This window comes from Ancylomarina salipaludis (assembly GCF_004122035.1).
Classification (GTDB): domain Bacteria; phylum Bacteroidota; class Bacteroidia; order Bacteroidales; family Marinifilaceae; genus Ancylomarina; species Ancylomarina salipaludis.
The window spans coordinates 267,247-280,100 of record NZ_SAXA01000002.1 but is presented as its reverse complement, the minus strand read 5'-3'; the positions used below and the strand labels follow the sequence as shown (position 1 = coordinate 280,100).

Genomic DNA, 12,854 nt, shown 5'->3' with positions numbered 1-12,854 from the left:
CATAATGTAAAACTAATGAAATTATGAATACCAAATCACTCATATAATAGGTCTTAGCAAGCATTTAACAAATATTAATGAGATGAATCCGGAAAATTGGCACATCGGAATTTTAAATGTACTTTTGCACAGATTTTTTGAAACACAGCTAATTAATAAATAGAATATAACATGGCATTACAGTGCGGAATCGTAGGGTTACCTAATGTTGGTAAATCCACTTTGTTTAATTGTTTGTCGAACGCTAAAGCACAATCGGCTAATTTTCCTTTTTGTACTATCGAGCCTAATGTGGGGGTAATTACTATACCTGACGAACGTTTAATTAGATTAACCGAATTGGTTCAGCCACAAAGAATACAGCCTTCAGTAATGGAGATTGTAGATATCGCAGGTTTAGTTAAGGGCGCAAGTAAAGGTGAAGGTTTAGGAAATAAATTCTTATCGAATATTCGTGAAACCAATGCAATTATTCATGTATTGCGTTGTTTCGAAGATGGGAATATTGTCCACGTAGATGGTTCTGTTGATCCTATCCGTGATAAAGAAACTATTGATATCGAATTGCAACTGAAAGATCTGGAAACGGTAGAAGCCAGACTTCAAAAAGCCACTAAACTTGCCAAAGTTGGTAAAAACCCTGAAGCTAAGCGTCTGGCTGATGTTTTGGAACGTTACAAAGAAGTTTTAATGCAAGGAAAATCAGCTCGTGTAGTAGAATTAACCGAAGCTGAGGAACTCGTAACTAAAGATTTACATCTCTTAACGACTAAACCCGTTTTATATGTTTGTAATGTTGATGAAGCCTCAGTAACTAAAGGAAATGCTTACGTTGATGCCGTAAAAGAAGCAGTGAAAGATGAAAATGCTGAAGTTCTTATTGTGGGTGCTGGTATCGAAGCTGATATTGCTGAACTGGAAACCTACGAAGAAAAACAAATGTTTCTCGAAGATCTTGGCCTTGAAGAACCTGGCGTAAACAAACTAATAAAAGCTGCATTTAGACTTCTTAATCTTGAAACCTACTTCACTGCAGGTGTTAAGGAAGTTAGATCATGGACCTATCCTAAAGGCGCTAAAGCTCCTCAGGCTGCCGGTGTTATTCATACCGATTTCGAAAAAGGATTTATCCGTGCAGAGGTTATCAAATTCGAAGATTTCTCAAGACTTGGTTCCGAAGCGGCTTGTAAAGAAGCAGGAAAAATGAATGTAGAAGGTAAAGAATATGTGGTTCAGGATGGTGATATTATGCACTTCCGTTTCAACGTATAAAACCTTTCACTAAAATATATTTTAAAGGCTGTCACTCGAGACAGCCTTTTTTTTTGATATCCCAAAGCGACTGTAAAATTCTCATTTAGTCCAATATCGCTTCTTAATATTTCTATCTTTGTCCAGGTATCAAAACGATCACAAATTATACATCAAACACAACAAATTATTGAATTTGTGTTTTTTCAAGAATCGATTACCATTTGTATCGGTAATCAAATTCATAAACTGTTTTAATTTATTTCTCATTTTATTCGAGACAGCTTTCCACAACTATGACTATTAAAAATACCTGCTTAAGTTTCCTTATTATCACTTTTAGCTTTTTAAAAGTAAGTGCTCAATTCAATCAACCTGAAACAAAATCACAACCCACTCCTAAGCAACCAAAGCTTATTGTTGGAATTGTTATTGACCATTTGCGTAGTGATTATTTCGATAAATATTCACATCTATTTTCTGAAGGGGGCTTTAATAAATTGATTAAAAATGGTGCATTCAGTAATGATACTGAATACAATTATGCCTATTCGCAATCAGGTGTGGATCAGGCAACAATATATACAGGAACTCCTCCTGCATATCATGGGATCATCTCTCATGCCTGGTTTGACAGGATTTCTGAAAGTTCTGAATCGTCAACCTATGACAAAAGATATCGAAAACTGGGTATTGCAGATACAGTCATATCAAAGTCACCTCACAAACTAATGGCTCCTACCCTGGGTGATATCATGAAATTAAACAACCCTAAATCAAGAGTTATTGGAGTTTCACTAAACAATGAATCTGCTATTTTTTCTGCGGGACATGCTGCCGATGCGGCCTATTGGTTAGATGGCATTCAGGGTAAATTTATCAGTTCATCATATTACCAAAACACTTTATTTAATTGGGTAAACGATTTTAATGCGACTGATTTACCCAATAAATACCTTGAAAAAGCTTGGGTCCCTAAAGATCTGGAGGATAATGGAAGCTCTACAGATATTATCAAAGCAAAACTAAACCTGATCGATCAATTTTATTACGATTTAAAAAAGGAAAAGAAGAAACTGGGATATTATGCACTAAAAAATTATCCAGCGGGAAATCTTTTGATTAAAGATTTTGCGGTTGCAACCATCATTAACGAAAACTTAGGAAAAGATGACGATTGCGATTTAATCACTATCAATTTTTCATGTTTGGGAAATAACCACCGTGTATTTTCGCCTTATTCTCCTGAAATGCTTGATTGCGTAACCCGGTTGGATAAGAATATTGAAGACTTAATTACATTTCTTGATGAACAAGTTGGAATGGAAAATGTTTTGCTTTTTGTTACTTCAGATCAACCAGCCAGCTTTCTTCAGTCAGATCTTGAAAAACAACACATTCCCCATGGCTATTTCAGCTCATATAATGCAGTTGCTTTATTAAAATCGTATTTTAATATAACCTACGGTGCCGGACAATGGATATTAGGATACGATTCTCAACAAATCTTTCTAAACCATAAACTCATCGAAGATTCCAAACGGTCAATTGAAGACGTGCAGATAAAAGCGGCAAAATTTTTAGTCCAATTTTCCGGTGTGGCCAAAGCAATCCCGGCACATCACTTTATACAATCGAATTACAGCCATGGCATAATGAATAAAATTCAGCGCTCATTCAATCACAAAAGATCAGGAGATGTACTCATTACACTGCAACCTGGCTGGGTGAATCAAATAAAAGATGAAAGAGACCTTGTCGCTCAGTACAGTCAATCAAGAAGAGTTCCTTTGTTTTGGTATGGATGGAAAATTAAAAATCAGGAACTAAACCAGCAGTTGGATATTGAAGATATTGTACCGACTCTATCTTCATTCTTAAAAATTACGCCACCATCCGGCTGTCAAGGGAAACCAATAGAGGTATTAATTGATTAGTCCCTTTTTTGGCAACACCATACCATTAAATAGGAGTCGAAAGTTTCGTATTGAAAATTAAATTTCTTTGAAAAATCGGGACGAATCACCTCCCCATAAAATGTGCCTTGTTGAGGCAAGAAAGGATAAATTTTCAATTCATCTATTAATAGAACATCCTTTTTTCCATATAACTTTATCAGACATTCTTTAGCACACCAATGCTGATAAATATGAAGTTGCTTATCAATTTCTGACAAATGAGCCATTTCATCCTCACTCATAAATCTCTTGGTAATTCGAAAGACACGTTCAGATAAATATTCAATATCAAGAGCTAAATCGCAACCCTGTCCCACCATTATTCCAACGTAATCTTTACTGTGTGAAATACTAATTTCAAAATCAGAATTGATCAGGTAGGGTTTTCCATCTGTATTATTCTTTATAAAAACGCCATCACCAAGGAGTTTTCGCACTAAAATACGGGTACACAGATACTCCTTTTTGCGAGCTATGCTGCCAAAACTATCACATCGTTTCCGATCCAAATCATTTAAACAAATGGCATTTTGCAATTCAACCAGTTCTTCAGTAATTTTCCAAATCGCCAACTGACATGTTTCATTAATATGTATGTGCTTAAATAATGGCATCTGAATTGATTTCAAAAAATAGAATTCCGAAAATTACTTCCACTTTAAACTTTCCATTAAGTGTACGATATCCTTATCGATATATTGAATAACGGGAGCCAGTGAATCGGGATTGGGATGCGTATTAAAATAAAGGGCACCTCTCAGAAAGTGTTTCACACTATCAGTCGCTATAAACTGAACCGGAGATGCTGCATTCCCTTGTATACGATAGATCAAACCAAAAACATTTTTTTGCTTATCGATGTAGTTTTTCTCATCAATTGCATCAGCTTTTATGGCGTGTTTGTAGACCAATAGATGTGAATCCTCCAGATATTTTTCAAGATTCTCGTTAACCTCTTTATAACTCAAATGCAAAATCGCATTATATTTGGGGTATTCAACATTTAACCAATATTTCTCAGCCAGCCGACTCTTATCTTCCTCAACCTTTGCCCCCTTTAAATATTCAAAATTGAACGGATAATTTTGATTCCAGATTTCATATTTCTTCACAGGAAGATCAATACGGAAATAACCTCGGGGTTTAGGCATAGCCTTTTCTCTACAAGACATAGGCAAACAAGCAAAAACGACGAAAAAGGATAGAATTAAAATTCGGGAATGCCTAAGCATAATTAAATAGGATTTAAATAAATAGTGCTGCAAGTTGCATAAATTTCAGTAAAACTCACGCATCTGTTGCTTACAATTGGAAAAAGACTGTTTGTATTTAAGACTTTTTTTTATTTCCCAGAGGTTTGAAACGTATCTTCTTTATTCTACGGTTATCTACAGCTTCGATTATAAACTCATACCCATGATAAGTAAAAACCTCTTTCTTTTGCGGAATTTCTCCCTTCATTTCAAGAATTAAACCAGCTAAAGTATCAGCATCGCCTTTAATCTTATCAAAAACATCATCCTCAATATCAATCAATTTAAAAAAGTCATTCAATAAGGTTTTACCTTCAAAAAGATAGGACCCGTCCTCCTCAATAGAATAAAAATCCTGCTGATCATCCAATTCATCTGTAATATCACCGACAATTTCCTCAAGAATATCCTCCAAACTAATTATACCAGAAGTCCCTCCATACTCATCAACCACAATAGCCATATGATTCTTTTTGGTCTGAAACTCCTCCAAAAGATCACTAATCTTTTTAGTCTCTGGAACAAAATAGGGTGGACGAATTAAGGATTGCCATCTGAACGTATTGGGTTTATGATGGTGAGGTAATAAATCTTTCACGTAAAGTATTCCCCGTACATTATCAAAAGCCCCATCATACACCGGTATTCGGGAATACCCCGATTCAATAATGATAGATTTGAGTTTGCTGAAACTGGTCCGAATATCTACAGCTATCACATCCACACGAGCTCTCATGATTTCGTCAACATTGATGTTCCCAAATTTGACAATCCCCTCAAGTATCTCAATCTCCTCACTCATTTCATCAGCAGTAAGTACTAAAGCATGCGAAAGATCATCCATAGAAATATTCTGCTTTTTCGAAATCCGCTTGTTCACAAAAGAGGTTGAATTTATCAGGATGGTTCCTAATGGACTCAACGCCTTCTCTAAAAAAACAAGAGGCACTGCCATATATTGAGAAAAACGAAGAGAAAACTGAGCGGCATACACCTTGGGAATAATTTCACCAAATAAAAGAAGCAGGAAGGTTACCACAACAACCTGAACAATAAAACCTATGGTCGGTGCCTGACTAAAATCAATCAGCGATGATGTGATATAAGTTGAAAGAATAACAATTGCGATATTCACAAAATTATTGGCAATCAGAATAGTTGCCAGTAATTTTTCAGGCATTCTCAAAAGTTTGAGCAGCTTTTTACTTTTATTGGTTTGCGCGTCTTCAATCTCTCTAAGATTTTTAGGAGAAAGAGAAAACACTGCAACTTCTGAACCCGAAATCAGTGCAGAAAAAAACAACAAAAGTACCATTGCACACAGTTCTGCAATGATACTTAAGCTAAGAGGTTTAAATACAATATTAAAATCGTTTAATATCAGTAACAAATCGTTGGTTTCCAACATTTAATATTCTAGTTCAACAATAGTTTAGAATGGTAGGTCATCCGTTTCTTCTTCAGCTGTATTGGTAACTGCAGCTTGAGGTTTAACCTCGGGTTCAGTAAAACCAGCTTCACCTTCAGAACGACGGCCCAACATTTGGAAGTTATCCGCAAAAATTTCAGTTGTATAACGTTTTTTGCCATCCTGATCTTCCCATGTACGGGTTCTTAAACGACCTTCAACGTAGAGTTGGGACCCTTTTTTAACGTATTTTTCTGCTATTTCAGCCAATTTACGCCACATCACAATACTATGCCATTCGGTTTGTGTTACTTTCTCCTCATTACGAGTATAAGACTCACTTGTTGCCAAACGAATATTACATACAGCAACACCATTATCAAGATATTTAACTTCAGGGTCTGCTCCTACATTCCCTACCAAAATTACTTTATTTACTGACATATCATCTATTTTTTTAGTTAACAACACTAAAGTTATAAACTTTTTTTCCGAGATAAAAATATTTTTGTTCACATAACATTTATAAGCTTGCCAAATGTATCTCAATTGGCCTCGGCATCGGGTAATCTACAACAGACTCTTTATCAACCAAAAACAAAGAGTCAAATTTATTCAAATCACAAGATTCAACTTTAACATGAACAAAATCTATATGCAAATTCTGATGGCTCAATTTATGTACTTTCCTGCTTATATGCTCAGTTATCTCAAGTTTTATATCCTTAAAAACTGAAAGCCATTCTTTAGTTTTTATCAAATCTACTAAATCTAGTTTATTACTGGCCTCAATTAAAGGAAATTCAAATAATTTCCTCCAAATATCGCGATCATCTCTTTGTTGCAACAAAAAATGATCGTCACTATATATAAAGAGGTAATAAAAATATCGATCCGTTATTTTCACCTTTTTCTTTTTCACGGGAAAAGCATCCTGCTGCTTGTTTATAAAGGCAAAACATTGAGATTGCAAAGGACATACATCACAGGCTGGATTTTTGGCTGTACACTGCAAAGCTCCAAACTCAATAATAGCTTGATTGTATATATGCGGAGCTGCGTCTGACATGAGCTCATCAGCCAAAGATTGAAACAGCCTTTTTCCTTGAGGAGAATTTGTCGACTCAGAAACACCATATAAACGGGATAAAACCCGGTTTACATTTCCATCAACTGCTGCATAGGGTAAATGAAACGCAAAAGCAGCAATTGCCGAAGCAGTATAAACCCCAATCCCCTTCAACTTTAATATCTCATCAAACGAATCGGGAAAAACACCATTGTAATTCTCAACAACTGACTTTGCCGCCTGATGTAAATTTCGGGCACGAGAGTAATACCCCAATCCTTGCCATAGATTCAGAACAACATTCTCATCAGCAAAAGCCAAATCCTGAATGGTAGGAAAACGATTAATAAAGCGATAATAGTAGTCTACAACTGTAACAACTTGAGTTTGTTGTAACATGATTTCTGAAATCCATATTTTGTATGGATCTGTAGTATTTCGCCAAGGTAAATCACGCTTATTAAGCTCGTACCAGTTTATTATTTCTCTATTGAGCATAGACCTAGATTGTTACGCTTTTTTTTTTTTTTTAGTTTTCACACAAAAATAGTGCTTTCGATTTCTTTAATAAAGAGAAATCATATATATTTGCAGTCTGATTTTGAGAAAAAACTGTTGTATATAATTGATAATTAAAGAATTTTTAAGAGATGACTAAAGCAGATATTGTTAACGAAATTTCTAAGAACACGGGAATTGAGAAGATTACAGTACAGAAAACTGTTGAGGCCTTCATGGACACTATCAAAGGTTCACTTGTTAAAGGTAAAAACGTGTATTTAAGAGGTTTTGGAAGTTTTATCGTTAAGAAAAGAGCAGAGAAAACTGCAAGAAACATTTCTAAAAACACAACTATTATTATTCCTGAGCACTTTATCCCGTCATTTAAGCCGGCGAAGACTTTCGTAAGTAAAGTAAAAACAAACGTAAAGTAGTCTCAGAATTTAAAAACAAATTTTAATATATTTAAGTTATGCCAAGCGGAAAAAAGAGAAAAAGACATAAAATGGCTACGCACAAGCGTAAAAAGAGATTAAGAAAGAATCGTCATAAGAAGAAATAATTCTTATCACGCTTATTAGTAAGAGTATAATGTATAAACCTAAAGAACTTTTTAGTACTTTAGGTTTATCTATTTGTAAGAATTGATTATTTTTTGAATTTAATATAGGAGTTTTCAAGTGAGTAACGAACTTGTAATTGATGTACAACCAAATGAAATTGTAATTGCTTTGCTTGACAATAAGCAATTGGTAGAAATATCCAAAGAAAAAAGTAATATACAATTTGCAGTAGGTGATATTTATCTGGGGAAAGTGAAGAAAATCATGCCTGGTTTAAATGCCGCTTTTGTTGATGTTGGATATGAGAAGGATGCTTTCCTTCACTATCTGGACTTGGGACATCAGTTTCTCACTTTAAATAAATTCTTACAGCAAGCCTTAGCTCGCAAAGGCAGAGGCATTTCCATTTCAAAAATGAAATTGGAAGAAGATATCGATAAAAATGGGAAAATTACCGATGTCTTAAAATCGGGACAATACATTCTTGTTCAGGTTGCAAAAGAACCAATTTCGACTAAAGGTCCTCGTTTGTGCTCAGAAATCTCATTAGCCGGGCGTAATATCGTATTGATGCCCTTCGCCAATAAGGTGTCAATTTCCCAAAAATTAAAATCTACCGAAGAAAAAAGTCGCCTCAAACAATTATTACAAAGCATTAAACCTAAGAATTACGGGGTTATTGTGCGTACGGTTGCTGAAGGGAAACGTGTGGCTGAACTCGACAAAGAACTTCGTGGCTTAATTGAACGTTGGGAAAATTCATTTTTAAATATTCGCGAGATCAATCCTCCAAGTTTGGTTTTGGGCGAAATGAATCGTACCACAGCTATTCTTCGTGACATCCTAAATTCTTCTTTCGAGAATATTTATGTGAATGATGCTGCGGCAGCCGCAGATATCAAACAATATATCTCCAGCATTGCGCCTGAAAAAGAGAAAATTGTAAAGCACGTTAAAGGTGACCTTCCAATTTTTGATCAGTTAGGAATCGACAAACAAATTAAATCTTCTTTTGGCAAAACGGTTTCGTTTAAAAGCGGAGCTTACCTGATTATTGAACACACTGAAGCTTTTCACGTCATTGATGTAAACTCGGGGAATCGTTCTAAAGCCGGAAACGATCAGGAAACCAATGCTCTTGAAGTCAACATGGCCGCTGCTGAAGAGGTTGCCCGCCAATTAAGACTTCGTGATATGGGAGGTATTATTGTTGTCGACTTTATCGATATGCACTCTGCAGAAAATCGTCATAAGCTTTTCGAAAAAATGAAAGAAATGATGAGTAAGGATCGTACCAAACACAATATCTTACCATTGAGTAAGTTTGGTTTGATGCAAATTACTCGCCAACGTGTTCGTCCGGAAATGAATGTCGCTGTTCAGGAAAAATGCCCAACCTGTCAGGGAACGGGTGAAATTTCACCTGCTGTACTACTTACCGATCAGATCGAAGATCAACTGGCAAGCCTGGTAGAGAAGACCCCGGAAAAACAATTTATTCTTAAAGTCCACCCTTTTGTTGCAGCTTATATTAATCAAGGCTTTTTTAAAACATTGCGTCGTCAGTGGCAGGCAACCTACAAGATTAAATTAAAAGTAAAAGCAATTCCTTCATACGACCTAATGATGTATCGTTTTAGCGATAAAGATAACCGCCGTATCAAATAAAAATCCACTTCTAGTTTGGATAAAGAAATTCTAAAGCACTTTTAATTAAGTGCTTTATTTTTGTGCGCTAATTTCAACAGCAAAATTCAATTACAAATACCAAAGACTAAAAGCACAGTTAAAATAATATCAGTCAGTGAATTTCATTCATTGGCTTTTTTCATGTATTTTAATCATCAGTAAAATCAATACTACGATCAATAATCTCTTACATAAAAATTTGAAGTTTAATGATTCCAACAGAATCAAAACATTAACTTTGTTTCAATAAACATCATTTATTAAAGCTTGTTTTAATCAATACAAAACCTGCCCAAGACATGGGCCATTAAAACATAAATTATGGACGTAGAAATATTAGCCCGTATCCAGTTCGCTTTCACCATCGCTTTTCATTACATCTATCCACCACTGAGTATTGGTTTGGGAATGATGATGGTGATCTTCGAAAGCATGTATGTTCGCTCTGGAAAGAAAGTGTATGAAACACTGGCCCGCTTTTGGACCAAAATATTCGCGCTAACCTTTGGGATTGGCGTTGCAACTGGTATCGTCATGGAGTTTGAATTTGGAACCAATTGGGCTATCTATTCAAAGTATGTAGGTGACATTTTCGGATCAGCTCTGGCTGCCGAAGGCATCTTTGCCTTTGCTCTGGAGAGTGGCTTTTTAGGCATTCTTCTTTTTGGATGGAATCGTGTCAGTTCAAAAGTGCACCTTATTTCGACAATTGGAGTCTTCTTTGGCTCTATGTTTTCTGCTGTTTGGATCGTTGTAGCCAACTCGTGGCAACAAACGCCTGCTGGTTATCACATCGTAGGCGAAGGTATAAATGCCCGTGCTGAAATCACTGATTTCTGGGCAATGGTATTCAATCCATCCAGTATCGACAGAATTACTCATGTGTGGTTAGGTGCTCTGCTTGCTGGTACATTTCTGGTGCTTAGCGTACACGCTTACTACCTGGTGAAAGGCAGACATATCGAGATCTCAAAAAAAGCATTTAAAATTGCTTTAGCAGTAGCCACAATTCTTTCATTAGGCCAATTGGCAACAGGACATAAATCAGCTGAAGGGGTTGCTAAAAACCAGCCTGCAAAACTTGCAGCAATGGAAGGTCATTACGAGAAAAGTGCACCTGCCGATATGTATATCATGGGCTGGGTTGATCAGGACAAACAAGAAGTGACAGGTATAAAAATCCCGGGAGGCTTATCCTTTCTTCTGGATTATGATTTTGAGGCTCCTGTAACCGGACTCAATGCCTTTCCTAAAGAAGACCAGCCTTCACAAGTCAATGCCGTTTTCCAATTTTATCATATCATGGTGGCAATTGGAATGGCACTCATCGGTCTTAGTCTCTTAGCCTGTTTTTACTGGTGGCGTGGCAGATTATTCGAACAAAAATGGTTACTTGTCACCTTTATTTTTGCCGTATTTTTACCTCAAATTGCCAATCAAACCGGATGGTTTGCTGCCGAAATGGGTAGACAGCCCTGGGTGGTTTACGGCTTGCTCCGCACTTCAGATGCCTTTTCACAAGCGGTCTCTGCTAATCAAATATGGTTCTCGCTGATTATGTTTTTCTTTATCTATACTCTATTGTTTATTTTATTTATCTATATCCTAAACAAAAAGATACAGCACGGACCTTACGATAAAGATGATACTGAAAACCGTCCTTTAACTAAAGGAATTGAAGAAGCAATTATTAAAAACTAAAGTGAAAAAGAGAACGGTTAAACGAAAATCAAAGAGAAAATGATAGTCAGTAACCGACTCCAAAAACAAATTAAAATTCACGTCCTAATTCATTTTATCAGAATGGGACTTATAATATAAACATATGGAAACTCTATTCGGATTGGATTATCAAACCTGGTGGTTTTTAGTTGTAGGTGGCGTTTTTTCAGGCTATGCCATATTGGATGGTTTTGATTTTGGAGCGGGAGCCTGGCATCTGTTTCTCAGAAAAGAAAAAAGCCGACGTATCGCCATGAATGCGGTTGGTCCCGTTTGGGATGGTAACGAGGTTTGGCTGGTTATTGGAGGGGGCGCATTATTTGCTGGATTTCCCGTGGCATATGCTAGTTTACTCTCAGCCATGTATACCCCATTTATGCTCTTTTTGTTTTTCATCATCTTTCGTGCAGTGTCCATCGAATTTCGCGGCAAAGAAGAAATGAAATGGTGGCGCAAACTTTGGGATGTGGTCTATAGTTTTTCAAGCATTATGCTTGGTTTTCTTTTGGGTGTGGTATTAGGAAATGTCTTAATGGGCATCTCTATTGATGCCAATCACAACTACACTGGCGACGCCTTACTTAGCTTTCTAAACCCCTACTCCATACTCATGGGATTGACGAGTTTAAGTTTGTTTATGTCTCACGGAGCCATTTACCTGCTATTAAAAACAGAAGGGAAGTTGTACGAACGTCTGGCAGTTTTGCAAAAGTATGCCATGGGTGCTTTTATCACTGTTTTTGCACTCACTTCGGTATATACCTTAATGTATGCACCTCATCTGAGCGATAAATTAATGACGATGCCAGCCAGTTTAATTTTACCTGTTCTGGTTGTATTAAGCATTGCTAACATTCCTCGTCTGACACATAAGAAAAAATACCTTCAGGCATTTCTGTTCTCATCACTTTGTATCAGTTTTATGCTCTTACTTTGTGCTTTGGAAGTTTATCCGAACCTTCTGATTTCTTCAATCAGTCCTGAGAATAATATTGATATTTACAATGCAGCCTCATCGCTAAAATCATTAAAAATCATGATGATTATTGTCGCAATTGGTACACCTCTGGTTTTGGGTTACACCTTTTTTGTATACAAAACCTTTAGCGGTAAAGTTAAAATTGATGAAACGAGTTATTAGAAGCTCGAAAGGTATAAAAGTCAAAAGGTCTAAACAGATTAAAAGGGAAACGTAGAACTCATTTTTGCGCTGCATTAACCTTTTATATAAGAAAAATGAGCTGTAATCGATAAGGATTACAGCTTTTCTTTTTATAAATGAAAAAACGATTAATCCCGAATAAATGTCACTCCACAAACAACAAAATCAACAGACTGTAAAAAAAAAAGACACACACTTGGCACTACCCCCTAAGTAATGACCAAAGTATGTGTCTCGAGCTAACACCATTCCGTCCACATAATTCGGGATGAAACGGA

General features: G+C 36.2%; 11 protein-coding genes. 6 read left to right on the top strand and 5 right to left on the bottom strand.

Annotated features, from left to right (window positions below; translation table 11 throughout):
* The first annotated feature begins 171 nt into the window (after nt 1–171).
* Nucleotides 172–1,272: a redox-regulated ATPase YchF gene (ychF, locus tag EO244_RS03505; protein ID WP_129252977.1), complete on the top strand. Its 1,101-nt coding sequence runs from the start codon at nt 172–174 to the stop codon at nt 1,270–1,272.
* Between the two features lie 275 nt (nt 1,273–1,547).
* Nucleotides 1,548–3,188 (top strand): alkaline phosphatase family protein, encoded by a 1,641-nt coding sequence (locus tag EO244_RS03500; protein ID WP_129252975.1) that lies wholly within the window; start codon nt 1,548–1,550, stop codon nt 3,186–3,188.
* Here the strand turns inward: EO244_RS03500 and EO244_RS03495 are convergent.
* The 5 genes from EO244_RS03495 to mutY all read right to left on the bottom strand — a co-directional run bounded on the left by EO244_RS03495 (nt 3,185) and on the right by mutY (nt 7,437).
* Nucleotides 3,185–3,823, bottom strand: coding sequence for a 4'-phosphopantetheinyl transferase family protein (locus EO244_RS03495; RefSeq protein ID WP_129252973.1), 639 nt, complete (start codon nt 3,821–3,823; stop codon nt 3,185–3,187). The genes EO244_RS03500 and EO244_RS03495 overlap by 4 nt on opposite strands.
* 33 nt (nt 3,824–3,856) lie before the next feature.
* Complete coding sequence (gene gldD / locus EO244_RS03490) at nt 3,857–4,441, bottom strand: gliding motility lipoprotein GldD (RefSeq protein ID WP_129252971.1); 585 nt, start codon at nt 4,439–4,441, stop codon at nt 3,857–3,859.
* 97 nt (nt 4,442–4,538) lie between these two features.
* Nucleotides 4,539–5,870: a gliding motility-associated protein GldE gene (gene gldE / locus EO244_RS03485; RefSeq protein WP_129252969.1), complete on the bottom strand. Its 1,332-nt coding sequence runs from the start codon at nt 5,868–5,870 to the stop codon at nt 4,539–4,541.
* Nucleotides 5,871–5,894: 24 nt separating this feature from the next.
* Complete coding sequence (locus EO244_RS03480) at nt 5,895–6,314, bottom strand: single-stranded DNA-binding protein (RefSeq protein WP_129252967.1); 420 nt, start codon at nt 6,312–6,314, stop codon at nt 5,895–5,897.
* A 79-nt stretch (nt 6,315–6,393) separates the two neighbouring features.
* Nucleotides 6,394–7,437, bottom strand: coding sequence for an A/G-specific adenine glycosylase (gene mutY / locus EO244_RS03475; protein ID WP_129252965.1), 1,044 nt, complete (start codon nt 7,435–7,437; stop codon nt 6,394–6,396).
* A gap of 152 nt (nt 7,438–7,589) precedes the next feature.
* Between mutY and EO244_RS03470 the strand changes: the two genes are divergently transcribed.
* The 4 genes from EO244_RS03470 to cydB all read left to right on the top strand — a co-directional run bounded on the left by EO244_RS03470 (nt 7,590) and on the right by cydB (nt 12,555).
* Nucleotides 7,590–7,874, top strand: a complete 285-nt coding sequence (locus EO244_RS03470; protein ID WP_125030273.1) for an HU family DNA-binding protein — start codon at nt 7,590–7,592, stop codon at nt 7,872–7,874.
* A 246-nt stretch (nt 7,875–8,120) separates the two neighbouring features.
* Entirely contained in the window at nt 8,121–9,671 is a 1,551-nt protein-coding gene (locus EO244_RS03465; protein WP_129252963.1) for an Rne/Rng family ribonuclease, read from the top strand.
* Between the two features lie 342 nt (nt 9,672–10,013).
* Nucleotides 10,014–11,393, top strand: coding sequence for a cytochrome ubiquinol oxidase subunit I (locus tag EO244_RS03460; protein ID WP_129252961.1), 1,380 nt, complete (start codon nt 10,014–10,016; stop codon nt 11,391–11,393).
* Nucleotides 11,394–11,517: 124 nt separating this feature from the next.
* Nucleotides 11,518–12,555 (top strand): cytochrome d ubiquinol oxidase subunit II, encoded by a 1,038-nt coding sequence (gene cydB, locus EO244_RS03455; protein WP_129252959.1) that lies wholly within the window; start codon nt 11,518–11,520, stop codon nt 12,553–12,555.
* The last annotated feature ends 299 nt before the right edge of the window (nt 12,556–12,854 follow it).